This is a genomic window from Cryobacterium sp. PH31-O1 (assembly GCF_030063455.1).
Classification (GTDB): Bacteria; Actinomycetota; Actinomycetes; order Actinomycetales; family Microbacteriaceae; genus Cryobacterium.
This window is the reverse complement of record NZ_JASITB010000002.1, coordinates 199,066-221,910: the sequence shown is the minus strand read 5'-3', so window position 1 is coordinate 221,910 and position 22,845 is coordinate 199,066. Positions and strand designations below refer to the sequence as shown.

The 22,845-nt window shown below is 65.1% G+C and carries 26 protein-coding genes; 24 read left to right on the top strand and 2 right to left on the bottom strand.

What is annotated here, in order from left to right; genetic code table 11:
• Position 1 precedes the first annotated feature (1 nt).
• The 11 genes from QMK31_RS05825 to QMK31_RS05775 all read left to right on the top strand — a co-directional run bounded on the left by QMK31_RS05825 (position 2) and on the right by QMK31_RS05775 (position 8,640).
• Entirely contained in the window at positions 2-1,567 is a 1,566-nt protein-coding gene (locus QMK31_RS05825; protein WP_283500007.1) for a PTS mannitol transporter subunit IIBC, read from the top strand.
• Positions 1,564-2,004, top strand: a complete 441-nt coding sequence (locus QMK31_RS05820) for a PTS mannitol transporter subunit IIA (RefSeq protein WP_283500006.1) — start codon at positions 1,564-1,566, stop codon at positions 2,002-2,004. Before QMK31_RS05825 ends, QMK31_RS05820 begins: the two co-directional genes overlap by 4 nt.
• The gene (locus QMK31_RS05815; protein ID WP_283500005.1) at positions 2,001-3,155 is read left to right on the top strand and encodes a mannitol-1-phosphate 5-dehydrogenase; all 1,155 of its coding nucleotides are present in this window, start codon (positions 2,001-2,003) and stop codon (positions 3,153-3,155) included. The genes QMK31_RS05820 and QMK31_RS05815 overlap by 4 nt, the downstream gene beginning before the upstream one ends.
• A gap of 216 nt (positions 3,156-3,371) precedes the next feature.
• A complete protein-coding gene (gene infA, locus QMK31_RS05810) occupies positions 3,372-3,593 on the top strand; it encodes a translation initiation factor IF-1 (RefSeq protein WP_035834638.1) in 222 nt (73 codons plus the stop codon).
• A 66-nt stretch (positions 3,594-3,659) separates the two neighbouring features.
• Positions 3,660-3,773: a 50S ribosomal protein L36 gene (gene rpmJ, locus QMK31_RS05805; RefSeq protein WP_035834639.1), complete on the top strand. Its 114-nt coding sequence runs from the start codon at positions 3,660-3,662 to the stop codon at positions 3,771-3,773.
• 145 nt (positions 3,774-3,918) lie between these two features.
• Positions 3,919-4,293: a 30S ribosomal protein S13 gene (gene rpsM / locus QMK31_RS05800; protein ID WP_092449488.1), complete on the top strand. Its 375-nt coding sequence runs from the start codon at positions 3,919-3,921 to the stop codon at positions 4,291-4,293.
• A 46-nt stretch (positions 4,294-4,339) separates the two neighbouring features.
• Positions 4,340-4,738, top strand: coding sequence for a 30S ribosomal protein S11 (gene rpsK / locus QMK31_RS05795; protein ID WP_092107270.1), 399 nt, complete (start codon positions 4,340-4,342; stop codon positions 4,736-4,738).
• Between the two features lie 134 nt (positions 4,739-4,872).
• The gene (locus QMK31_RS05790) at positions 4,873-5,862 is read left to right on the top strand and encodes a DNA-directed RNA polymerase subunit alpha (protein ID WP_104200450.1); all 990 of its coding nucleotides are present in this window, start codon (positions 4,873-4,875) and stop codon (positions 5,860-5,862) included.
• A gap of 50 nt (positions 5,863-5,912) precedes the next feature.
• On the top strand, positions 5,913-6,437 hold the full coding sequence (rplQ, locus tag QMK31_RS05785; protein WP_283500004.1) for a 50S ribosomal protein L17: 525 nt from the start codon (positions 5,913-5,915) through the stop codon (positions 6,435-6,437).
• Between the two features lie 83 nt (positions 6,438-6,520).
• A complete protein-coding gene (locus tag QMK31_RS05780; RefSeq protein WP_283500003.1) occupies positions 6,521-7,564 on the top strand; it encodes a GNAT family N-acetyltransferase in 1,044 nt (347 codons plus the stop codon).
• Positions 7,565-7,596: 32 nt separating this feature from the next.
• The gene (locus tag QMK31_RS05775) at positions 7,597-8,640 is read left to right on the top strand and encodes a GNAT family N-acetyltransferase (protein ID WP_283500002.1); all 1,044 of its coding nucleotides are present in this window, start codon (positions 7,597-7,599) and stop codon (positions 8,638-8,640) included.
• 4 nt (positions 8,641-8,644) lie between these two features.
• Here the strand turns inward: QMK31_RS05775 and QMK31_RS05770 are convergent, their stop codons facing one another.
• Positions 8,645-10,603 carry an acyltransferase family protein gene (locus QMK31_RS05770; RefSeq protein ID WP_283500001.1) on the bottom strand — a complete coding sequence of 653 codons (1,959 nt, stop codon included), beginning with the start codon at positions 10,601-10,603 and terminating at the stop codon, positions 8,645-8,647.
• A gap of 91 nt (positions 10,604-10,694) precedes the next feature.
• Between QMK31_RS05770 and truA the strand changes: the two genes are divergently transcribed.
• The 4 genes from truA (at position 10,695) to glmM (ending at position 14,141) form a co-directional block, all read left to right on the top strand.
• Complete coding sequence (gene truA, locus QMK31_RS05765) at positions 10,695-11,639, top strand: tRNA pseudouridine(38-40) synthase TruA (protein WP_283500000.1); 945 nt, start codon at positions 10,695-10,697, stop codon at positions 11,637-11,639.
• 138 nt (positions 11,640-11,777) lie between these two features.
• Positions 11,778-12,224 carry a 50S ribosomal protein L13 gene (rplM, locus tag QMK31_RS05760; RefSeq protein WP_092107284.1) on the top strand — a complete coding sequence of 149 codons (447 nt, stop codon included), beginning with the start codon at positions 11,778-11,780 and terminating at the stop codon, positions 12,222-12,224.
• Between the two features lie 50 nt (positions 12,225-12,274).
• The gene (gene rpsI / locus QMK31_RS05755; protein ID WP_283499999.1) at positions 12,275-12,760 is read left to right on the top strand and encodes a 30S ribosomal protein S9; all 486 of its coding nucleotides are present in this window, start codon (positions 12,275-12,277) and stop codon (positions 12,758-12,760) included.
• 19 nt (positions 12,761-12,779) lie between these two features.
• On the top strand, positions 12,780-14,141 hold the full coding sequence (gene glmM / locus QMK31_RS05750) for a phosphoglucosamine mutase (protein WP_283499998.1): 1,362 nt from the start codon (positions 12,780-12,782) through the stop codon (positions 14,139-14,141).
• Between the two features lie 147 nt (positions 14,142-14,288).
• Here glmM and coaA read toward each other — a convergent pair whose 3' ends face one another.
• Positions 14,289-15,245 (bottom strand): type I pantothenate kinase, encoded by a 957-nt coding sequence (coaA, locus tag QMK31_RS05745; protein WP_283499997.1) that lies wholly within the window; start codon positions 15,243-15,245, stop codon positions 14,289-14,291.
• Positions 15,246-15,279: 34 nt separating this feature from the next.
• Here coaA and glmS point away from each other — a divergent pair, with 34 nt between their 5' ends.
• From glmS to QMK31_RS05700, 9 genes are read left to right on the top strand one after another with little or no spacing between them, the layout of a single operon-like run.
• Positions 15,280-17,130, top strand: coding sequence for a glutamine--fructose-6-phosphate transaminase (isomerizing) (gene glmS, locus QMK31_RS05740; protein ID WP_283499996.1), 1,851 nt, complete (start codon positions 15,280-15,282; stop codon positions 17,128-17,130).
• 18 nt (positions 17,131-17,148) lie between these two features.
• Positions 17,149-17,505 carry a holo-ACP synthase gene (locus tag QMK31_RS05735; protein WP_283499995.1) on the top strand — a complete coding sequence of 119 codons (357 nt, stop codon included), beginning with the start codon at positions 17,149-17,151 and terminating at the stop codon, positions 17,503-17,505.
• Between the two features lie 47 nt (positions 17,506-17,552).
• A complete protein-coding gene (alr, locus tag QMK31_RS05730; protein WP_502852675.1) occupies positions 17,553-18,623 on the top strand; it encodes an alanine racemase in 1,071 nt (356 codons plus the stop codon).
• A complete protein-coding gene (gene tsaE, locus QMK31_RS05725; RefSeq protein WP_283499992.1) occupies positions 18,616-19,152 on the top strand; it encodes a tRNA (adenosine(37)-N6)-threonylcarbamoyltransferase complex ATPase subunit type 1 TsaE in 537 nt (178 codons plus the stop codon). Before alr ends, tsaE begins: the two co-directional genes overlap by 8 nt.
• Before the next feature lie 44 nt (positions 19,153-19,196).
• The gene (locus QMK31_RS05720; RefSeq protein ID WP_283499991.1) at positions 19,197-20,012 is read left to right on the top strand and encodes a sulfite exporter TauE/SafE family protein; all 816 of its coding nucleotides are present in this window, start codon (positions 19,197-19,199) and stop codon (positions 20,010-20,012) included.
• Between the two features lie 51 nt (positions 20,013-20,063).
• Entirely contained in the window at positions 20,064-20,699 is a 636-nt protein-coding gene (gene tsaB, locus QMK31_RS05715) for a tRNA (adenosine(37)-N6)-threonylcarbamoyltransferase complex dimerization subunit type 1 TsaB (RefSeq protein ID WP_283499990.1), read from the top strand.
• Positions 20,696-21,202 (top strand): ribosomal protein S18-alanine N-acetyltransferase, encoded by a 507-nt coding sequence (gene rimI / locus QMK31_RS05710; protein ID WP_283499989.1) that lies wholly within the window; start codon positions 20,696-20,698, stop codon positions 21,200-21,202. The genes tsaB and rimI overlap by 4 nt, the downstream gene beginning before the upstream one ends.
• Entirely contained in the window at positions 21,199-22,314 is a 1,116-nt protein-coding gene (gene tsaD, locus QMK31_RS05705) for a tRNA (adenosine(37)-N6)-threonylcarbamoyltransferase complex transferase subunit TsaD (RefSeq protein ID WP_283499988.1), read from the top strand. Before rimI ends, tsaD begins: the two co-directional genes overlap by 4 nt.
• Before the next feature lie 52 nt (positions 22,315-22,366).
• A complete protein-coding gene (locus QMK31_RS05700; RefSeq protein ID WP_283499987.1) occupies positions 22,367-22,813 on the top strand; it encodes a DUF4190 domain-containing protein in 447 nt (148 codons plus the stop codon).
• Positions 22,814-22,845: the final 32 nt, after the last annotated feature.

Below are 22,845 nucleotides of genomic sequence, written 5' to 3'. Positions count from 1 at the left end.
AATGACGACGACGTCAGTCGACCCGAAACGCCCAGGCACGCGCGTGCACGTGCAGCGCTTCGGCACATTTTTGAGCGGCATGGTCATGCCGAACATTCCCGCGTTCATCGCCTGGGGACTCATCACCGCCCTGTTCATTCCCACCGGCTGGGCGCCCAACGGCATTCTCGGCGGGTTCGGCGACATGAACGCCGTCGGCTGGCAGGGTGCCGCGACATCGCTCGGCACCGCAGAAGACGGCACCACGTTTCCGCAATATGTCGGCCTCGTCGGCCCAATGATCACCTACCTGCTGCCCCTGCTGATCGCCAACATGGGTGGCCGCATGATCTATGACACCCGCGGCGGTGTGATCGCAACGATCGCCACGATGGGTGTCATCGTCGGCAGCACCATCCCGATGTTCATCGGCGCCATGATTATGGGCCCGCTCTCGGCCTGGCTGCTCAAGAAGGTCGACGCCATCTGGGACGGCAAGATCAAAGCCGGTTTCGAGATGCTGGTCAACAACTTCTCGGCCGGAATCCTCGGCGCCATACTCGCCATCGCTGCGTTCTTTGGCATCGCCCCGGTCGTGACCGGCATCAGCAGCGTGCTCGAGACCGCCGTCGACTGGCTCGTCGCAAACAACCTGCTGCCGCTGGCGAGCATTCTGATCGAACCCGGCAAGGTGCTGTTTTTGAACAACGCCATCAACCACGGCGTACTCACCCCTCTCGGCGTTCAGCAGGTCGAGCAAAACGGCAAATCGCTGCTGTTTTTGCTCGAGGCCAACCCCGGCCCTGGCCTGGGTATTCTGCTCGCCTACTCCTTCTTCGGGCTCGGCATCGCGAAGGCGAGCGCCCCCGGTGCCATCATCATCCAGTTCCTCGGCGGCATCCACGAGATCTACTTCCCCTACGTGCTGATGAAGCCGATCATCATCCTCGCCGCGATCGGCGGCGGCATGACCGGTGTCGCGATCAACGTGGCGTTCCAGACCGGGCTGCGTGCTCCAGCTTCGCCGGGCAGTATCTTCGCCGTGTTGTTCCAAACCGCGCCCGACAGTTACGTCGGGGTCATCCTCTCGGTGATCGGCGCGGCCGGTGTGTCGTTCCTGATCGCCGCGGTCATTCTGCGCGCGAGCCGCAAGGGCGACCTGGCCGCCGGCAGCACCGGTGACCTTGGCGCTGCGGTTGCGCAGACGGAGGCCTATAAGGGCAAGTCCAGTTCGGTGCTCGGCGGCCTCGCCGGCCAAACGGATGCCGCCGGCGTCGGCGCTGGTCGACCGCTGCGCAACATCGTGTTCGCCTGCGATGCCGGCATGGGGTCGAGCGCCATGGGCGCCTCTGTACTGCGCAACAAGATCAAGAAGGCCGGAATCGAGGGAGTCACGGTTGTGAACAAGGCCATCGCGAACCTCGACGGAACCGCCGACCTCGTTATTACCCACCAGGACCTCACCGATCGGGCGCGCACCAAGTCGCCGAACTCGGTGCACATTTCGGTGGAGAACTTCATGAACAGCCCCAAGTACGACGAGGTCGTCGAGCTGATCATGTTGAACGACAACGAGGTGACCCGGTGACGCAGAACATCCTCGCCCGCACCAACGTGGTGGCCGAGGGCACGGCCACCACCCGGGACGAAGCCATTCGCGAAGCCGGAGCCCTGCTCGTGGACTCAGGCGCGGTGCGCCCCGACTACATCGACTCGATGTTCGAGCGGGAAGCTTCGGTCAGCACCTATATGGGCAATTTTCTGGCCATACCGCACGGCACGAACGAGGCTAAGGAATCGATCCTGCGTTCCTCGCTTTCGCTCGTGCGCTACCCGCAGCCAATCGACTGGAACGGCAAACCGGTGCGTTTCGCCGTTGGCATCGCCGGCCTCAACAACGAACACCTAGAGATTCTGTCCAAGGTCGCCATCGTGTTCTCCGACACCGACGAGGTGCAGAAACTCCTCGATGCCGGGTCGGCCGACGAGATCTTTCAACTGCTCGAGGAGGTCAACGAAGCATGAAAGCCGTTCACTTCGGCGCGGGCAACATCGGGCGCGGATTCGTCGGACTGCTGCTGCACGAGGCCGGCTACGAGGTTGTTTTCGCCGACGTGAATGCGGCGTTGATCGACGCGCTGCACGCGGCTCCGAGCTACCGGGTGTTCGAGGTCGGCGGTGAATCGAGCGTGCACGTCGTTGACAACTTTCGGGCGATCAACAGCGACACGCAGTCCGAGGAGCTTGTCGCCGAGATCGCTACGGCCGACATCGTCACCACGGCGGTCGGCCCGAACATTCTCAAGTTCGTTGCCCCGGTGATCGCGGCCGGGCTCGTGCGACGGCGGGCGACCCTGCCGCCGTTGCCGGTGATCGCCTGCGAGAACGCCATAAACGCGACCGACCGGCTGGCCGAACACGTGCTCTCCCACGTGCTTTCGGCCGATCGGGCAGCCGTCACCGCTCGGGTCGTCTTCGCCAACACCGCCGTCGATCGCATCGTGCCGGGGCAGTCTGCGGATGCCGGCATCGATGTGACCGTGGAGACCTTCGCCGAGTGGGTGATCGAGCGCGGCGGCTTTGCGGGCGCGGTACCCGACATCGCCGGAGTGACCTTCGTCGACAACCTCGAGCCATTCATCGAGCGCAAGCTCTTCACGGTGAACACCGGGCACGCGACCATCGCGTACTTCGGTCATCTGGCCGGGGCGGCAACAATCAGCGAGGCGCTCGAGCTGTCGGTCGTGCGGGATGCCGCGCGTCGGGTGCTCGAGGAGACCTCGGGGCTGCTCGTGGCTAAGCACGGTCTGGACGAGGTCGCCCAGCGCGCCTATCGGGAGAAGATCCTGGCCCGATTCGAGAACCCGGCTTTGCAGGACGCCGTCGTACGGGTTGGGCGGGAACCGATGCGCAAACTCAGCCGCTTTGAACGGTTCATCGGGCCGGCGGCGGAGCTCGCCGAGGGCGGAGCCAATCCGGTCGCTCTGCTGGAAGCCATTCGCGCAGCGTTCCGGTTCGACGTACCGGAGGATGCGCAGAGTGTGGAACTTCAGCTGCTGCTGGCCGGGGAAGCCGCGCCGCGGATCGCTGAGGTCGTCTGCGGGCTGGTGCCGGAGCATCCGCTCTTCGAATTGGTCAGCCGCGAAATCATCGCCGCCCAGCGGGTGAGCCGCTGAGCAAACGCCCCAGCCGCTTTATCGGCGCCCCCAACTCCTGCGGTCAAGCCCGCCGCTGGCGAGTCGGGGGCGCTTGCGGTGGCGATTATAGGACTGAATTGCTAAAAGGCAATCTCATACCATAAGATTGATCCTTGGTGTCTGGTGTCGTCTTTTGTGGCGTGTCTGGCATCAATCCCGCATGACCAGCAATCAATACAGAGCGACAGTGAGGGTATGGCCAAAAAAGACGGTGTCATCGAAATCGAGGGCGCAGTAGTCGAAGCTCTGCCCAACGCGATGTTTCGCGTTGAGCTGTCAAACGGCCACCGAGTTCTTGCCCACATCTCGGGCAAGATGCGTCAGCACTACATCCGCATCCTCCCGGAGGACCGCGTGATCGTTGAGTTGAGTCCTTACGATCTGACCCGAGGCCGGATCGTCTACCGCTACAAGTAACGGCTGCTGTAAGTAACGGCCCTCGGCATCCCGAGGGTACGAAGACAGCGAAAACAAGGAATCACCATGAAGGTCAAGCCCAGCGTCAAAAAGATCTGTGACAAGTGCAAGGTCATCCGCCGTAACGGCAACGTGATGGTCATCTGCGAGAACCCGCGTCACAAGCAGCGCCAGGGTTAAATCCGTTGCGATTCGTCGCCTCGAGATTTACCTGAATAACTGAATATTGAAATAGCAGTTCCGGGAGCCCGTCACGGGTGACACCATCGGTTGGAGGCCGGTGTACAGGAGCTGTTACAGACCTCCATCACTAACAGGAGACACAATGGCACGTCTAGCCGGCGTCGACATCCCGCGCGATAAGCGCGTGGAAGTTGCATTGACTTACATTTACGGTGTTGGCCGTACGAGGGCCCTCAAGACCCTCGCCGACACTGGAATCGACGGAAACATCCGCGTCAAGGATTTGAGCGACGACCAGCTCGTCCTTCTCCGCGACTACGTCGAAGGAACCTTCAAGGTTGAGGGTGACCTCCGCCGTGAGGTTGCCGCTGACATCCGCCGCAAGGTTGAAATTGGCAGCTACGAGGGCATTCGCCACCGCAAGGGCCTGCCCGTTCGCGGTCAGCGCACCAAGACCAACGCTCGCACCCGCAAGGGTCCGAAGCGCACCGTAGCCGGCAAGAAGAAGGCGCGCTAGGCCCCCGGCCTAGCCCGCTAACGCCTTTAGGATTCAGGAGAAATTCATGGCACAACCCAAGTCGGCCGTACGGAAGCCGCGTAAGAAAGAAAAGAAGAACGTTGCTGTGGGCCAGGCCCACATCAAGAGCACCTTCAACAACACGATCGTGTCGATCACTGACACGACAGGAGCTGTCATCAGCTGGGCCTCGTCGGGCCAGGTTGGTTTCAAGGGTTCGCGCAAGTCGACCCCCTTCGCCGCACAGCTGGCCGCCGAGTCGGCCGCCCGCCAGGCGCAGGAACACGGAATGAAGAAGGTTGACGTCTTCGTCAAGGGACCCGGCTCAGGCCGCGAGACCGCGATCCGTTCACTGCAGGCCGCCGGCCTCGAGGTCGGTTCGATCAACGACGTGACGCCCCAGGCCCACAACGGATGCCGTCCGCCGAAGCGCCGCCGCGTCTAAAGCACTCGCTGTCAACTCCACGGGCTCGGCACTGCATTGTTGCCGAAGCCCGTGGGGACTCTTTTCTTTCAACTTTTCACTCTCTCGTCATTGCAAGTGTCATATAGCGGACACTTAGCCGAAAGGAATCAACAGTGCTTATTGCACAGCGTCCAACGCTCACCGAAGAGAACATCTCGGAGTTTCGTTCACGGTTTATCATCGAGCCGCTCGAACCTGGCTTCGGCTACACCCTCGGCAACTCACTTCGCCGTACCCTGCTCTCCTCGATCCCGGGCGCTGCTGTAACCAGCATCCGTATCGATGGCGTGCTGCACGAGTTCAGCACCGTCCCCGGGGTGAAGGAAGATGTCACCGAGATCATCCTGAACATCAAGGGCCTCGTCGTCTCGAGCGAGCACGACGAGCCCATCACCGCGTACCTGCGTAAGCAGGGTTCCGGTCAGGTTACCGCAGCTGACATTTCGGCCCCGGCCGGCGTCGAGGTGCACAACCCGGAACTGGTCATCGCAACCCTCAACGACAAGGCGAAGTTCGAACTCGAACTGACCATTGAGCGTGGCCGTGGTTACGTCTCCAGCACCCAGAACCGCAATGAGTTCTCCGAGGCCGGCCAGATTCCGGTCGACTCGATCTACTCGCCCGTGCTCAAGGTGACCTACCGCGTCGAGGCAACTCGTGCCGGTGAGCGCACCGACTTCGACCGCCTCGTCGTTGACGTGGAGACCAAGTCGGCTATCTCGCCTCGCGACGCCATCGCATCCTCTGGTCGCACCCTGACCGAGCTGTTCGGTCTGGCCCGCGAGCTCAACACCGCCGCTGAGGGCATCGAGATCGGCCCCGCGCCGGTTGACGCTGTGCTCTCGACCGAGCTTTCGATTCCGATCGAAGACCTCGACCTGTCGGTGCGCTCGTACAACTGCCTCAAGCGCGAAGGCATCAACAACGTCAGCGAACTGGTCGCCCTCTCGGAGACCCAGCTGATGAACATCCGCAACTTCGGGCAGAAGTCGGTTGACGAAGTGAAGGACAAGCTCGTTGAGCTCGGCCTGTCCCTGAAGGATTCGGTTCCCGGATTCGACGGCGCGCACTTCTACAGCGGCTACGAAGAAGAGACCATCTAAGGCTCGCGCTTCAACGCTGCCTTTCGATTTTTTGATACTGGAGATTACCAATGCCTAAGCCCACAAAGGGCCCCCGTCTCGGGGGCGGCCCGGCGCACGAGCGCCTCATGCTTGCGAACCTGGCCGCGGCCCTGTTCACCCACAAGTCGATCAAGACGACCGAGACGCGTGCCAAGCGCCTGCGTCCGCTCGCCGAGCGCATGGTGCAGTTCGCCAAGCGCGGCGACCTGCACGCCCGTCGTCGCGTTCTCGCGACGATCACCGACAAGACCGTCGTGCACGAGCTGTTCACGGTCATCGCCCCGCAGGTCAACGAGCGTCAGGGCGGTTACACCCGCATCACGAAGCTCGGTTTTCGCAAGGGTGACAACGCGTCCATGGTGCAGATGGAGCTCGTTCTCGAGCCCCTGACCCCCAAGGTCAAGCGCTCCAAGACCGCGACCGTCGCCGCGACCCCGGTCGGTTCTGAGAACGTTGTCGTTGACGAGGTCGTAGCTGACGACGTTGTTGTCGAAGACTCCGAAGCTGTCGTCGAAGCGGATGCTGACGCACCCGTCGCCGAGGAAGCCAAGTAGAAACTGTTTTCGCTTGAAGGGGCCCGACTTCGGTCGGGTCCCCTTTTTTGTGCCCGCCAACGGTGGGTCGTTAGGGTTGAAGCATGATTTCAGTGCTGCGGCCCCTCAATGAACGCGTGACCGCCCCCGCTCAGCTCGATTTGCCAGTGCATCCTGACGTCGCGCTCTGGCGGCCTGCGACGATCGACGATATCGACGGTATCTGGCAGCTTCGGCAGGTCATGGGCCGGGTAGACCACCCTAACTTTCTGACCGCCCGTGGCGCGATCACCGCCGACTTCGGCTACTCACACTTTCATGCTGAGTTCGATTCGCTCGTAGGGCTCGACGCCGCCGGGCAGGTGGTTGCGGTCGGCATGGTCATGTTTCCGCCGCGTCAGGTGAGTCTCGTGCGTTCGATGACGATCGGCGGGGTGCATCCGTCGATTCGAGCCCGCGGCGTTGGTCGTCAACTGCTTGCCTGGCAGCTGGGTCGGGCGAAGCAGCAGCTCGCCTCTTCGCCGAAGACCCTGCCCGGCTGGATCGTCAGCTATTCCGACGAACGTTCCCCACAGAACGCCGCGCTGTTCGAACGCGCCGGCCTGAGCCTCACACGCTACTTTCTCACCCTCGAACGACCCCTGGATGCCCCGGTGCCGGTGATCACCGCGGCCGCCGGCATCCGCATTGCCGCGTTTACTGCCGCGGCCTCGGCCGAGGTGCACGCCACCCGTGACGACGCTTTTATGGACCACTGGGGCAGCCAGCCGATGAGCGACGAGAACTGGAACGCGTTCGTGGGCGGCAAATGGTTTCGCCCCGACCTCTCGTTCGTGGCCTACGGTACAGACGCATCCGGCACCGAGCGCGTTGTCGGCTTCGTGCTGTCGACCGCGAACGAGAACGTCTGGGCCACCCAGGGTTTCACCGGCAGCTACATCGACCTGGTCGGCGTGTTGAGCGGATGGCGCGGCCGCCACATCGCCCAGTCCCTGCTGGCTGCCCAGCTCGGGGCAGGCCGTGCCTTGGGCCACGAGCGGGTGACCCTCGCCGTCGACTCGGACAGCCCGACCGGAGCCCTCGGCCTCTACACCGGTATGGGCTTTGTGCCCACTCACCGCAAGATGGCGTACACCCTGCAGTTCTAGCCCGAACCGCGGGTGCGTGGGTAGGGTTAAGCATGACCGATGTCACGACCCCGCTCTCAGCGCGCGTGAACGCGCCCGCACAGCTGCCGGTTCCCGAGCACCCCGATATCGCGCTGTGGCGGCCAGCCAGCAGAGCCGATATCGACGCCATCTGGCAGCTCGAGAAGGAGATCGGCCGGGCCGACCATCCCAATTATGTTCTCGAGCGGGAGGATGTTGGCGAGGCCTTCGACTTCTCCTTTGTCGATGTTGCCACGGACACTCTGGTCGGCTTCGACAGCCAGAATCGTCTGGTCGCGCACGGGCTCGTCGTGCTCCAGCAGGGGCAAGAGACCTTAGTGAAATCCAACCTGGGTGGGGGAGTGCTCCCCGAGATGCGCGGAAGAGGCATTGGACGTCAACTTCTGAATTGGCAGGTCGCTCGTGCCAAGCAGCAATTGGTGACCTCGAACAAATTGCTGCCCGGTTGGATCGTCGCGTCGTGTGACGAGCGAGCGCCGCAGACCTCGCGCCTTTACGAACGGGTAGGTCTGGCCTGCACGCGATACTTTCTGTCGCTTGACCGCATGCTTTCCGACCCGATACGCGAAGTTGAATTGTCCGACGGCATCCGTTTGGTTGGGTACATTCCCGAGCTGTCGGCCGCCGTGCACGCCGCGCGCGACGCCGCCTTTATGGACCACTGGTCGAGTCAGCCCATCCCCGACGAGAGTTGGAATTCCTACGTGAGCGGCCCGTCGTTTGTCGACGCGCTCTCGTTTGTCGCGATCGCAACGGAGCCGGGCGGCAGCGAGCGGGTCGTTGGCTTCATCATGTCGACCGTGAACGAAGAGGATTGGGCGGCAGCCGGTTACCGCAACAGCTACATTGGCCTGGTCGGCGTGCTGAGCGGATGGCGCGGCCGCCACATCGCGCAGGCACTGTTGGCCGCGCAGCTGGCTGCCAGCCGTGCCGCCGGACACGAGCGCGCCACCCTCGACGTGGACTCGGCGAGCCCGACCGGCGCGCTAGATCTATACACCGGCATGGGCTTTTTCGCGACCAACCGGGAACTCGCCTACGTGCTCGAGTTCTGATTCTTCAGCGAAACGGCGGCGGACGGGGCGCGTCGGGGGAGCGCAGCAGCCAGCTGGAGTCGGACAGTGGCGGCACCGCCGCGAGACGATCCGCCGCGGCGCGTACCTCGTCCGCGTACAGCTGGCCGCCTATCGGACCTGGGTGCACGTGATCGCCCGCCAAAAGATCGAGGCGGCCGGCAATCGTGTCATGCCAGTTCGCCAGTTCGACGCGACGGTTGCCCGCAGCGAACTCGGAGAGCGTCGCGTTGACGCCGTCGGTCCAATCGCGCTCGGCATAGGCGTTGACGAGCACGAGCTGCCGATCCGGTCCGAGTATGCGCAAAATGTTGGTCAGTTCGTCGCCGGTGATCGGGCCGTTGGTGCCGAGCCCGATCACGACGAGCGGCTGGAGCTGACCTGCTGCCTTCAGTGCCAGCAATATATCGTCCGCAGAATACATGCCGCGTGAGACCGAGGCGTCCACGGTCATGCCCGCAAAGGTGGCCTGCAATTCCGGAGCTGAAGCCAGCATGACCGAGTCGCCGATGGCCGTGATTGGGCCGTCCGCGAGCACCGGTGTCGCAGCGGCCTGGGCGGCCGCCTCCGCAGCGGCTGCAGCGTGTGTCGCGGCGCGTGCCGCAGCATCCATTGCCCGCTGGCCGCGCTCGATGCGTAGCTGGGCCGAGGTCTGTGCGGGCGCCGCGACCACGGCGGCAGTCGTGCCGCCGACCAGAAGCAGAGACAGAGCGGCGGCCGCGGCAACCAGGCGCCGGCGCCGGGTGGTGCCGGTCCAGAGACGGCCAATGTGACGGATGCTGCCGCGTACGCCGACCCGCCGGATCGGTACTTCGAGCCAGCGATACGACACGACCGCCAGAACGAGGGTGATAGTGGCGGCGAGCAGTCCGATCGGCAGCAGGCTGCCCGACCGCGAGGCAGCCGGCCAGAGCAGCTGCAGTAATACGAGCACCGGCCAGTGCCACAGGTAGATGCCGTAGGAGCGTTCACCGAGGTAACGCAATGGCGTGCTGTCCAGCAGCCGTCCAAACCTGCCGCCGCGCACGCCAGCCCAGATAGCGACCGCGGTGGCCAGACTCACCGCGACGAGCCCTCCGCGAAAGGTCGCGGTGCCGTCTTCGGGCAACCAGAGCGCGAAGGCAGCAATCGCCAGCACGGCAGCGCCGCCGAGCCACGGGCGCAGACGTGGCAACTCATTGCGGTGCCCACTCGGACGGCGCAGCAGCAGGGCCAGGGCAGCACCGGCGAACAGTCCGAAGCTGTGCGTGTCTGAACCGTAGTACACGCGGGTGGGGTCGGCGCCGGGCTGGTACAGCAGGCCCATCCAGAAGGCCGAGGCGATGAACAGGGCGGTAACGACGGCCAGACGCACCGGCGGGCGGCGAAGCAGCAGCACGGCCAGCAGCAGCAGCGGCCAAACCAGGTAGAACTGCTCTTCCACGGCAAGTGACCACAGATTGCGCAGCAGCTCTGGCTCGTTGACGCTGAAGTAGCTGGCGTCATTGGCGATCGACACCCAGTTGTAGCCGAAGGTCGTGGCACCGAGCAGCTGGGCGCCGAGCCCGACCAGCACGTCGCCGCCGATCAAGAATGCGATGCTGCAGCTGATCAGAATCACCGGGATGAGTGGGGGAACGAGGCGGCGGGCGCGGCGTTGCCAGAAACGGCGCAGCGAGATGCGCCCGGTTCGGGTGTGTTCGGAGACGAGCAGCCCGGTGATCAGAAATCCGCTGATCACGAAGAAAACGTCGACTCCGATGAACCCGCCCGGCAGCAGAGCCGGAAAAAAATGGTAGACCACGACGGCAATGACGGCGAGGGCGCGCAGACCGTCGAGCCCGGCCAAGCGGCCGCTGCGCTGCACATTCTTCGGCCCCAGCACTGGTGCGTTCTCTGGCCCGAATACCGCCGCCGTTGACCGAGTCCTCCCGGTGAGCGGGAACGAGCGCGGGGAGCGAGTCATGGGCAAGACGAGGTTTCTTTGGCACTCAGAATGGGGGTGGACCGGGGCCGGTTTCAACGATAACCCGCCCGCGCCACCTAGGCTTACCCTCGTGAATCTTTTTGTGCCCCGCGCCGCGAATGCAGCGCTGGGCTCCACGCGCATCCGCCTCGACCTCGCCTACGACGGCACCGATTTCACCGGCTGGGCCCGCCAGCCGGGGTTTCGCACCGTGCAGGCCGACATCGAAAACGGGCTCGCCGGCATTTTGCAGAGCTTCCCCCCTCACCCCACCCTGATCGTCGCGGGCCGAACGGATGCCGGGGTGCATGCCCGCGGTCAGGTCGCCCATTTCGACCTCACCGCCGAACAGGCGCACTCGCTCGTGCGCATTCAGCGCGGCACCGGAAATCGCCCTCCGGTTGATCTCGGCACCGCGGTGCTGCGCCGCCTCGGCGGCATCCTGGTGACCAAGCCCGACATCGTGCTGCGCCGGGCCACGGTCGTTCCTGGTGGGTTCGATGCCCGGTTCTCGGCCCTGTGGCGTCGCTACGAATACCGCATCGCTGACCCGCTCGCCCTGCACGACCCGCAGCAGCGGCTGCGCACCACGTGGCATCCGTTCAAACTCGATCTCACCGTCATGGACGCCGCAGCAGCCACGCTGGTGGGCCTGCACGACTTCGCTGCCTACTGCAAGCCGCGCCCGGGAGCGACGACCATCCGCACCGTGCAGGACTTTCGCTGGCACCGCGACGACGACGGCCTCATCATTGCCGCCATTAAAGCGGATGCCTTCTGCCACAGCATGGTGCGCGCCATGGTCGGCGCCTGCGTGGCTGTGGGGGAGGGGCGCCTCGACGGCAGCACCCTCGCCCACCTGCACTTCGACAAGCACCGCATCAGCGAGTTCAAGGTGATGCAGGCGCACGGTCTCACCCTGATCGACGTCGGCTACCCCGACGACGCTTCCCTGGCCCAGCGCGCCGCGGACACCCGCAACCGGCGCTCGCTGCCGGTCGCTGCCCAGGTTGCGTCCGCGGCCGCCTCCGACTAGTGTTGACCCTTGGTGTCTGTGCGTTGCAGCACGGCATCCGAACGTGAGCCCTCCATCGACAGTGTTCTCTTTACGAAAACATGCCCGGAGCGGGATTCACGAACACCTCCGTTCGAAAAAGAAGAAAGCAGCACACTAGTGACGCGCACTTACACCCCCAAGGCAAGCGAACTCCAGCACGACTGGGTTGTCATCGATGCCACCGATATCGTTCTCGGACGTCTGGCCAGCCACGCGGCAATCCTGCTGCGCGGCAAGCACAAGGCCACCTTCTCCCCGCACATGGATGGTGGTGACTTCGTCATCATCGTCAACGCCGAGAAGGTTGCCCTCACCGGCAAGAAGCTCGACCTGAAGATCGCGTACCGCCACTCCGGTTACCCGGGCGGACTCACGGCGACCAACTACTCCGAGATGCTCGAGAAGCACCCGACCCGTGCGGTCGAAAAAGCGATCCGCGGCATGCTGCCGAAGAACTCGCTCGGTCGCGCCCAGCTCACCAAGCTGAAGGTGTACGCCGGCCCTGAGCACCCGCACTCCGCTCAGCAGCCCAAGCCGTACACGCTCAGCCAGGTCGCGCAGTAGCGCCGGCACCCAGACTTCTCGACTCTTAGATAAAAAGGATTCCCATCATCGTGGCGAAGATCGCAGACCAGATTGACCAGGCTCCGGAGAGCTACTCCACCGAGACTCCGGCCGAAACCGTAACCAAGGTGCCCCGCGCCGTTCTCAACGTTCCCGGCGCAGCCGTCGGCCGTCGCAAGCAGGCCATCGCCCGCGTGCGCATCGTCCCCGGCTCCGGCACGATCGTTGTCAACGGCCGCGAGTTTGCCGACTACTTTCCGAACAAGCTGCACCAGCAGCTCATCAACGACCCGTTCAAGGTCCTCGACCTGCTCGGCTCGTACGATGTCATCGCCCGCATCACCGGTGGTGGCCCGTCCGGCCAGGCTGGCGCGCTGCGCCTCGGCATCGCACGCTGCCTGAACCTGATCGACGAAGAGAACAACCGCGCCATCCTCAAGAAGAACGGCTTCCTCAGCCGCGACGCTCGAGTCAAGGAGCGTAAGAAGGCCGGACTCAAGAAGGCCCGTAAGGCACCTCAGTTCAGCAAGCGCTAACCCGATAGCCGACGACGAAATGACTCGTCTGTTCGGCACGGACGGCGTTCGGGGCTTGGCCAACCGTGATCTCACGGCTGGCCTGGCCCTGAGCCTTGCCCAGGCCAGCGCCGCGGTGCTGACCAAGGGACGTCGTGCCCAAGCACGTCTTGCCGAGGGTCGGCGGCCCGTCGCCGTGGTCGCTCGCGACCCGCGAATCTCCGGTGAATTCCTCACCGCTGCCGTTTCGGCCGGCCTGGCCTCCAGCGGTGTTGACGTCCTCGACGCCGGCGTCATCCCCACCCCCGCTGCAGCCTTTTTGATCAACGATATCGGTGCCGACTTCGGTGTGATGATTTCTGCCTCACACAACGCTGCGCCCGACAACGGCATTAAGATCTTCGCCTTTGGCGGAACCAAACTTCCCGACGACGTCGAGGACCGCATCGAGTCCTACATCGGTCGTGACACGCTGATGCCGATCGCCGGCGACGTCGGACGCATCCGTCGCTTTGCCGACGCCGAAGACCGTTACGTTGTGCACCTGCTCACGACCCTGCCTCACCGCCTCGACGGCATCCACGTCGTGCTCGACTGCGCCCACGGTGCCGCTGCCGGTGTCTCACCGCAGGTGTTCACGGATGCCGGTGCTCGCCTCACCGTGATTGGCGCCGACCCCGACGGTCTCAACATCAACGACGGCGTGGGTTCGACCCACCTCGACAACCTCGCCAAAGCCGTGCTTGAGCACGGCGCCGACATCGGCATCGCCCACGACGGCGATGCCGACCGCTGTCTCGCGGTGGACGGCGACGGCAACATCGTTGACGGCGACCAGATCATGGCCATTCTGGCCGTGTCGATGGCCGAACGCGGTGTTCTCAAGGACCGCACGCTCGTGGCGACCGTCATGAGCAACCTCGGCTTGCGCAAGGCCATGGCGGCCAACGACATCACCATGGTGCAGACCAAGGTCGGCGACCGTTACGTGCTCGAAGAGCTCAACGCCCACGGGTATTCCCTCGGCGGCGAGCAGAGCGGCCACGTGATCATGACCAAGTTCGCCACGACCGGCGACGGCATCCTCACCGGGTTGCATCTCGTCGCCGAAATGGCGCGCACGGGTAAGACGCTCGCCGAACTGGCATCCGTTATGACGGTGTATCCGCAGATTCTCGTGAACGTGCGGGGCGTTGACCACAAGGCGCTCGGTGCCGACGCGGTCATCGCCGAGGCTGTTATCGCCGCAGAAACCGAACTTGGTGACACCGGCCGGGTGCTGCTGCGCCCTTCCGGCACCGAGCCGATGGTGCGGGTGATGGTGGAAGCCGCCGACCAGCCCACTGCCGACCGGCTGGCGCACTCCCTGGCCGACGTAGTGCGTGCCCGCCTAACCCGCTAGCCTCCCCGGCTGCCCCCTCCCCGACTGCCCCCTGCCCGGCTGCCCCCTACCGGACGGGGCCCGGGCCCCGTCCGTGGGCCCAGTTTATAAACTGGGCCCGGGGTCCGGGCCCGGGCCCCGTCCGCAGAGTGCGTACGTGCGCGGGGGTCAGACCTTGCGCAGCAGCACCGTCGAGACGGCGTGCGTGGGGTTTTTGCGCAGCACGAGGGTCGCGCGCGACCGGGTGGGACGAATGTTCTGCAGCAGGTTGGGCTGATTGATGCTGGTCCAGATGGTGCGCGCCTTGGCGCGGGCCTCATCCTCGGTCAACGCGGCGTAACGGTGAAAGAACGAGTTGGGATTGGCAAAGGCCCCCCGTTGCAGCTTGAGAAAGCGTTCTTCATACCAGCGGGCGATGTCCTGGGTGCGGGCATCGACATAGATGGTGAAGTCGAACAGATCACTGACCGAGAGTCCATGGCCAGGGCCGGGCGGCTGCAGCACGTTGAGACCCTCGACGATGAGAATGTCGGGTTGCCGTACCACGATCTGCGCGTCAGGCACGATGTCGTAGCTCAAGTGCGAGTAGAACGGTGACCGTACCTCGGGGGCGCCGCTCTTAACCGCACTGACGAATCGCAGCAGGGCGCGCCGGTCGTACGACTCGGGAAATCCCTTGCGTTCCATCAGACCGCGACGGTTCAGCTCGGCATTGGGAAACAGAAAACCATCGGTCGTGACGAGTTCGACCCGGGGAGTGTCCTCCCAGCGGGCAAGCATCTCGCGCAGCAGCCGGGCGGTGGTCGATTTGCCGACCGCGACCGAGCCGGCCACACCGATTACAAAGGGGGTGGGGCGGGCGCGTTCACCCAGAAAACTACTCGTCGCACGGTGCAGGGTGCGGGCGTTCGCCGCGTAGAGGTTGAGCAGCCGACTGAGCGGAAGGTAGACATCCTTCACCTCGTTGATGTCGAGCGGCTCGCCGAGGCCGCGCAACTGCACGATCTCGGTCTCTTTGAGCGGCAGCAGGGTGGTCGGTGCAAGCGCCGCCCAGTCGGCTCGATCGAGCTCAACAAAAGGGGTGCGGTGACCGTTCATTACAGGGGTCAGCACCGGTTCGGACATTCCCCCAAGCTTAGTCCGACTAAAATCGACTTCCATGTGCGGAATCGTAGGTTATGTCGGAAGCAACAAGACTGTTGACGTTCTCATGGGAGGGCTCAGACGGCTGGAATATCGCGGGTATGATTCCGCGGGAATCGCCATCATCGACTCGTCGGGCGTACTCAACACCGCCAAGAAGGCCGGCAAGCTCTCGGCGTTGACCGCTGAGTTGAAGGCGCATCCGATCAACGACGGCCAGACCGGCATCGGCCACACCCGCTGGGCCACCCACGGCGCACCTACCGACGGCAATGCCCACCCGCACCTCGGCGACAACGACAAGCTCGCCCTCATTCACAACGGCATCATCGAGAACTTCGCCCCGCTGCGAGACGAACTGCTCGCCGAGGGCTTCACCTTCGAAAGCGAAACCGACACCGAGGTCGCCGCCGTGCTGCTCGGCCGCGAATACCAGCGCGTCGGCGACCTGGCCGAAGCGTTCCGCAGCATCGTGGCCCGGCTCGACGGTGCGTTCACACTGCTCGCCGTGCACCAGGACCAGCCCGGGGTCGTCGTCGGTGCCCGCCGCAACTCCCCGCTCGTCATCGGCCTCGGCGACGGCGAGAACTTTCTCGGCTCCGACGTCGCCGCGTTCGTCGAATACACCCGCCGAGCCGTCGCCATCGGCCAGGACCAAATCGTCACCATCACAGCGGATGCCGTCACCGTCACCGACTTCGACGGTCACCCGGTTGAGACCGAAGAATTCGACATCGCCTGGGACGCCTCCGCCAGTGAAAAGGGCGGCTGGTCCAGCTTCATGGCCAAGGAAGTGTCCGAGCAGCCCGACGCCGTCGCCAACACCCTGCGCGGCCGCATCACCGACGGGCAGGTGGTCGTGCCGGAACTGACCGAATTCGGTGATGACGTGCTCGCGGGCATCCGTCGTATCGTCATCGTCGCCTGCGGCACCGCCGCGTATGCCGGTCAGACCGCCAAGTACGCCATCGAGAAGTGGGCGCAGGTGCCGGTGGACGTCGAACTCAGCCATGAGTTCCGCTACCGCGACCCGGTGCTCACCGCGGACACGCTGGTGATCTCGATCAGCCAGTCCGGGGAAACCATGGATACGCTCATGGCCGTCAAGTACGCCATGGCGCTCGGTGCCAGGGCTATCTCCATCTGCAACACGCAGGGCGCGACCATCCCGCGCGAGAGTGACGCCGTGATCTACACCCACGCCGGCCCCGAGGTCGCTGTAGCGTCGACCAAGGCCTTCGTTGCCCAGATCACCGCGCTGTACCTGTTCGCCCTGCACCTCGCCCGGGTGCGCGGCAGTCTTACCGAGGCCGAGCAGGCCGCGCAGGTGGCAGAACTGCAGGCCATTCCGGAGAAGATCCAGGCCGTTCTCGGCGTCGAAGACGAGGTGCGCCAACTGGCCCGCTGGATGAGCGACACCCGCGCTGTGCTGTTCCTCGGCCGCCACGTCGGCTTTCCGATCGCGCTCGAGGGTGCACTCAAGCTCAAGGAACTCGCCTACATCCACGCTGAAGGCTTCGCTGCCGGTGAGCTCAAGCACGGCCCGATCGCGCTGATCGAACCCGGCCAGCCGGTGTTCGTCGTCGTGCCGAGCCCGCGCGGCTCAGCCCACCTGCACCCGAAGGTCGTCTCCAATATCCAGGAGATCCGCGCTCGCGGCGCCCGCATTATCGCCATCGCCGAGGTCGGCGACGCCGCGGTGCTGCCGTTCGCCGAGACTGTCATTCACATTCCGCTCGCGGCGCCGCTGTTCGAACCGCTGCTCGCGGTCGTGCCTTTGCAGATGTTCGCCATGGAACTCGCGATCGCCAAGGGCCTCGACGTCGACCAGCCGCGCAACCTCGCAAAGTCAGTCACGGTCGAGTAGGAACGGCCGAAAAGTTCCATGATCAAGGGCATCGGGGTGGACGTTGTCGACCTGGCGCGGTTCACCCGGCAGGTCGAGCGCACACCGCGTCTGGTTTCGCGCTTGTTCACCGAAAGCGAGCGGGGTCTCCCGGTGCATTCCCTTGCGGCGCGCTTTGCGGCGAAAGAAGCCTTGATCAAGGCCCTCGGCGACAGTGCGGGGGCCACCTGGCAAGAAATGGAAATCGTGAACGACCCGCACGGCAATCCCGAATTCAAACTCAGCGGGACTGCCCTCCTGGCGCTCACCGCTCGTGGCATCAGCCGGGTTCACGTCACAATGACCCACGATGCCGGGGTGGCTTGCGCCTTCGTCGTCGCCGAGGGGGAGCTGTGAGCGGGTTTCGCGAAGCCGTGATCGACCTCGCCGCGATCCGCCATAACATGGCCCACTTGCGCCAACTCGTCGGCACTCCGCACGCGATGGCGGTGATCAAGGCCAACGCCTACGGTCACGGCGCGGTCCCGGTGGCGCGCGCTGCCCTCGCCGGCGGGGCCGACTGGCTGGGCGTTGCCGACATCGATGAGGCCCTCGCCCTGCGGGACGCCGGCATCGACGCGCCCATCCTGGCCTGGCTGCACGATCCCGATGCCGATTTCAGCGCCGCCATCGACGATGACGTCACCCTCGGGCTCTCCTCAGCCCGCCAGGTGCAGCAGGTAGCGGATGCTGCGGCGGAACTCGGCCAGACGGCATCCGTTCACCTGAAACTCGAAACCGGTCTCAGCCGCAACGGCGTGCACGAGAACGACTGGGCCGAGGTGTTTGCGCTCGCCGTTGAACTCGAACGGGACGGTCTGCTGCGGGTCGACGGTGTCATGAGCCACCTCGCCAACGCCTCAGCGTTCGACGACCAGCAGGCCCTCGAATGCTTCGAACGAGGAGTCGCCGCCGCGCGCATCGCCGGACTGACCCCCACGCTCGTGCACCTCGCGTCGTCCGCTGCAGCGCTGCGGCTGCCGGCCGCCCGGTTCACCATGGTGCGGTTCGGTATCACCGTGTATGGGCTGTCTCCCTTCGACGATGCGACCAGCACCGACCTCGGTCTAATTCCGGCCATGACCCTGCGCGGCCGGGTAGCGCTCGTCCGTCGGGTGAACGCTGGGGCCGGCGTCTCGTACGACTACCTGTGGCGGGCGCCGCACGATTCGACGCTCGTGCTCGTGCCGCTCGGCTATGCCGACGGCATTCCGCGGCAGGCTTCTGGCGCGGCACGTGTGCACATTCACGGTGAGAACTATCCCCTGGTCGGCCGGGTGGCGATGGACCAGTTCGTGGTCAATCTCGGCTTCGACAGCCCCGCGGTAACCGTCGGCGATGCGGTCGTGCTGTTCGGTGACCCGAGCACCGGAGCGCCGAGCGCCACCGACTGGGCCAACGCCGCCGGCACCATTAACTATGAGATCGTCACCCGCATCGGGCACAGGGTGCCCCGGCGGCACATCAATGGCTGAGGTACGCCGCACGATTGCCGATGCAGCGGCGATGCACCGATTCGGCGTCAACCTCGCTCGCCTCCTGCAGGCCGGTGATCTGATCGTGCTGACCGGCCCGCTCGGCGCCGGCAAGACCACCCTCACGCGCGGCCTCGGCGAGGGCCTCCAAGTGCGCGGCGCCGTCACGAGCCCGACCTTCGTGCTCGCGCGCACCCATCCGAGCCTGGTCGGGGGGCCGCCGTTCGTGCACGTTGACGCCTATCGTCTCGGCAGCGCCATGGAACTCGACGACCTCGACATCGATTTCGACCGATCCATCGTGGTGGTGGAGTGGGGCCGCGGCCTGCTCGACGGCGTGACCGAGTGTTGGCTCGACATCGAGATCGAGCGGCCGCAGGGCCGGTCGCTCGCAGCAGGCGAAGCGGATGCCGCGAAATTCGTTCTCGATCTTGACCACGATTTCGACGAGCCACGAACCCTGACAATCAGCGGCCATGGGCAGCGCTGGAGTGGTCTGACGGAGTTGCTGCCAACGGAACCCGCCTAGGCTGAAGCCATGCCCGTATCCCGCTGCCCGCTTCGTGCGCTCCCGTGACACCTGATTCCGGCCTGCCCTCAGCGGGCGTTCGGTACTGGTTTGTCCTTGCCCTGATCGGCATGATCGGCGGTTTCCTCTCGGGCATGTTCGGTGTCGGTGGCGGCATCGTGATGGTGCCCCTGCTCGTGGGGCTGGCCCAGATGGACCAGCGCCGCGCCGCCGCCACCTCGCTCGTGGCCATTGTGCCGGCTTCAGCGGTCGGCGCCACCACCTACTTTCTCAACGGACATGTCGACCTCGTTGCCGCGGGCTTCATCGTCATCGGCGCCGTCGTCGGTGCGATCATCGGCACCAGGCTGCTGCGCCGCATCCCGCTGGTCTGGCTGCGCTGGATGTTCATCGGCCTGCTCGTGGTGGTGGCCGCTCGCCTGTTGCTGGTCGCCCCGGTTCGCGGAGAAGCCGTCGACCTCACCTGGTATGTCGTCGTCGGCTACATTGTCCTGGGCCTGTTCATGGGCATCGCGTCGGGTCTGTTCGGGATCGGTGGCGGTGTCATCGCCGTGCCCGGCCTGATCGCCCTCTTCGGCGCGAGCGACCTGATCGCCAAGGGCACGTCGCTGCTCGTGATGCTGCCGACCGGCATCGTCGGTACCGTCTCGAACATTCGTGGCCGCCGGGTCGACGTGCGCGCCGGTCTCGTGGTCGGAGTCGCCGCAACCCTCGTCTCCGCCCCCGGCGTGGCGCTTGCGCTCATCATTCCGCCACGGCTCTCTGGCATCCTCTTTGCCGGGCTGCTGATCCTGGCCGTGGTGCAACTGAGCATCAAGGCCGTGCGTGCCCAGCGCGCGCCGAAGCCCGCTGCGAGCTGACCCAGGCGCCGCCGCGCGAAGCGCTGGCCCCACTAAAGCTAGGCTGAACGGGTGCTACTCGCCATCGATACCTCCGCCGGCACGAGCGTCGCCGTCGTCGACCGAGGCCGTGGGGTCATCGCCGAACGCGGCGAAGCCGACACCATGCGTCACGCCGAGATCGTCGGCCCCTTCATCCTGGACTGCCTGCGCGAAGCCAAGATCGTTCCGGCGGACCTTTCCGGCGTGGTCGGCGGCATGGGCCCCGGCCCGTTCACCGGGCTGCGTGTCGGTATCGCTGCGGCCCGCGTCTTCGCCCTCGGTGCCGGCAAACGGCTCGTTCCGGTGATCAGCCACGACGCCATCGCCTACGGTCACTATCGCCGCGGCCACGTGGGCCCGCTCGTGGTTGTCACCGACGCCCGCCGCCGCGAAATCTATTGGAGCGCCTATTCGCAAGCGGATGCCGTCGGCCTGCCCGTGCGCGTCGGCCCGCCCGGCTTGGCCAAACCGGCCGACCTCGACGCCCCGACCTGGCTGCACGCGCGCTGGCCTCGGCTCGACGCCGCCACTGTCTCGGCTGGCGAACTCGGTCTGGTCGCCGAACTGAGCCACGCCCACGATCGCCCGTTCGCGGCCAATGAGCCGCTTTATTTGCGGTCGCCCGATGTCACGCTCTCGAACGGGCCCAAGCGGGTCAGCCGATGACCTGGCAGCTGCGCCGCGCGCACGAGGCCGACCTTTCGGCCATCATGGCGCTGGAGACCAGCATCTTCGAGAACGATGCCTGGTCGGCGTCGATGATGATGCGCGACCTCGGCGACCCCGCCTGTTACTACCTCGTGGCGTTCCCACCCGACGATCCGGCCAGAATAGAGGCCTACGCCGGGCTGCTCGCCCCCCAGAGAAGCCTCGAGGGCGATATTCAGACCATCGCCGTCGCCGCAGCGGCGCGCGGCCACGGGCTGGGGCGCACGATCATGCAGGCCCTCATCAGCGAGGCTCGCAAACGCGGTGCCCGGCTCGTCTTCCTCGAGGTTCGGGCCGATAACCCGGGCGCCCAGCGCCTCTACGAGCGCCTCGGATTCATCGACATCGGGGTGCGCCGAGGGTACTACCAGCCCGACAACGTCGACGCGATCGTCATGCGCCTAAATATTCCCGAACTGGAATCTATGCTCGTGACCCCCATAGAATCGGTGCCCTCATGAACCGCACCGCTATGAATCGATCAGACCCTCTCGTGCTCGGCATTGAGACCTCGTGCGATGAGACCGGGATCGGCATCGTGCGCGGCACCGCGCTGCTCTCGAACACCATCGCCAGCTCCATGGACGAGCACGCCCGCTACGGCGGCGTCGTGCCCGAGATCGCGGCCAGGGCCCACCTCGACGAACTCGTGCCGGCCATTAACGCGGCCGTCGCCGAGGCGGGCATCCGGTTAAGCGATCTCGACGCCATAGCCGTCACCAGCGGACCGGGACTCTCCGGTGCCCTCATGGTCGGGGTTGGCGCCGCGAAGGCGCTCGCCGTCGCGCTCGACAAGCCGATCTACGCTGTCAACCACCTGGTCGGCCACGTCGGCGCCGACCTGCTGCACAGCAGGGGCGACGTCAGCGACTCCGAACCGCTGGAATATCCCACCATAGCCCTGCTCGTCTCCGGTGGACACACCTCGCTGCTACTCGTGCGCGACCTGGTCAGCGATGTGGAACTTCTCGGCGAGACCATTGACGACGCTGCCGGCGAGGCCTTCGACAAGGTCGCCCGCCTGCTGTCCCTGCCCTACCCCGGCGGGCCGCAGATCGACCGGGTCGCTGCCTCCGGCAACCCGAAAGCGATTCGCTTTCCGCGCGGACTCAGCAAGCCCAAGGACATGGCCGCGCACCGCTACGATTTCTCCTTTTCGGGACTGAAGACCTCGGTCGCCCGTTTCGTCGAACAGCGCCAGGACGCGGGCGAGCCCGTGCCGATCAGCGATGTCGCGGCCAGTTTTCGTGAGGCCGTCGTGGACATCCTGCTGACCAAAGCCCTCGCGGCGTGCGCCGACTACAACGTGCCGCGGCTGTTGCTCGGCGGCGGGGTCATTGCCAATGCTCGGTTGCGTCAGGTCGCGACCGAGAGAACGGATGCCGCCGGCGTGGTTTTGCGCATCCCGCCGCTCTCCCTGTGCACCGATAACGGCGCCATGATCGCCGCCCTCGGCGCACAGCTGATCATGGCCGGGCACGAGCCCTCGACGCTCGAATTCGGCGCCGATTCCACCCTGCCGGTCGACCAGATCCAGGTCTCGAACGCGGCCCAGTCGCTCGGCGCGCCGTAACACGATAATCTGGCCGAGCGACCACCGAACGAAATCATGAAGGAGACCGCCGATGTCTGATCCCACCCAGCCCCCCGTCGACCCGACGAACAGCGACCCGATAAGCTCGCAGCCTGCCGGCCCGAGCGTACCGCCGGTGAATGGAGTGCCCGCAGCCCCGGCCTACCCCAGCTACCCGGCACCGGGCACCCCGGCAGCGCCCGCCTACGGCCAGCCGCCCGCGTACGGCCAGAACCCATACGGGCAGCAGAACCCCCAGGACAAGTACAACGTTCTGGCGATCATCTCGCTCGTGAGCGCATTCTTCATCTCGCTAGTGGCGGTCATCACCGGACACATGGCGATGAGCCAGATCAAGAAGACCGGTGAAAAGGGCTACGGTCTGGCCCTGTGGGGTTTGATCCTGGGCTACCTCGGTATCGTCATCAGCATCATCGGCGTGTTCATTTTGATCGCGATTATCGTTAGTGGGGCTGCCACCACCGGTTCCACCTACTAACCAGAACTCGATCCAGCCCGGTCCGACTCGAC

Bases quoted from the DNA above. Each gene is read 5' to 3' on its own strand.
- QMK31_RS05735 (WP_283499995.1), top strand. From the start codon at position 17,149: ATGATCAAGGGCATCGGGGTGGACGTTGTCGACCTGGCGCGGTTCACC.
- rpmJ (WP_035834639.1), top strand. From the start codon at position 3,660: ATGAAGGTCAAGCCCAGCGTCAAAAAGATCTGTGACAAGTGCAAGGTC.
- alr (WP_502852675.1), top strand. From the start codon at position 17,553: ATGGCCCACTTGCGCCAACTCGTCGGCACTCCGCACGCGATGGCGGTG.
- coaA (WP_283499997.1), bottom strand. From the start codon at position 15,245: ATGTCCGAACCGGTGCTGACCCCTGTAATGAACGGTCACCGCACCCCT.
- QMK31_RS05780 (WP_283500003.1), top strand. From the start codon at position 6,521: ATGATTTCAGTGCTGCGGCCCCTCAATGAACGCGTGACCGCCCCCGCT.
- QMK31_RS05775 (WP_283500002.1), top strand. From the start codon at position 7,597: ATGACCGATGTCACGACCCCGCTCTCAGCGCGCGTGAACGCGCCCGCA.
- QMK31_RS05770 (WP_283500001.1), bottom strand. From the start codon at position 10,603: ATGACTCGCTCCCCGCGCTCGTTCCCGCTCACCGGGAGGACTCGGTCA.
- rimI (WP_283499989.1), top strand. From the start codon at position 20,696: ATGACCTGGCAGCTGCGCCGCGCGCACGAGGCCGACCTTTCGGCCATC.
- QMK31_RS05815 (WP_283500005.1), top strand. From the start codon at position 2,001: ATGAAAGCCGTTCACTTCGGCGCGGGCAACATCGGGCGCGGATTCGTC.
- tsaE (WP_283499992.1), top strand. From the start codon at position 18,616: ATGGCTGAGGTACGCCGCACGATTGCCGATGCAGCGGCGATGCACCGA.
- rpsM (WP_092449488.1), top strand. From the start codon at position 3,919: ATGGCACGTCTAGCCGGCGTCGACATCCCGCGCGATAAGCGCGTGGAA.
- rpsK (WP_092107270.1), top strand. From the start codon at position 4,340: ATGGCACAACCCAAGTCGGCCGTACGGAAGCCGCGTAAGAAAGAAAAG.
- glmS (WP_283499996.1), top strand. From the start codon at position 15,280: ATGTGCGGAATCGTAGGTTATGTCGGAAGCAACAAGACTGTTGACGTT.
- glmM (WP_283499998.1), top strand. From the start codon at position 12,780: ATGACTCGTCTGTTCGGCACGGACGGCGTTCGGGGCTTGGCCAACCGT.
- rplQ (WP_283500004.1), top strand. From the start codon at position 5,913: ATGCCTAAGCCCACAAAGGGCCCCCGTCTCGGGGGCGGCCCGGCGCAC.
- QMK31_RS05700 (WP_283499987.1), top strand. From the start codon at position 22,367: ATGTCTGATCCCACCCAGCCCCCCGTCGACCCGACGAACAGCGACCCG.
- tsaD (WP_283499988.1), top strand. From the start codon at position 21,199: ATGAACCGCACCGCTATGAATCGATCAGACCCTCTCGTGCTCGGCATT.
- infA (WP_035834638.1), top strand. From the start codon at position 3,372: ATGGCCAAAAAAGACGGTGTCATCGAAATCGAGGGCGCAGTAGTCGAA.
- QMK31_RS05825 (WP_283500007.1), top strand. From the start codon at position 2: ATGACGACGACGTCAGTCGACCCGAAACGCCCAGGCACGCGCGTGCAC.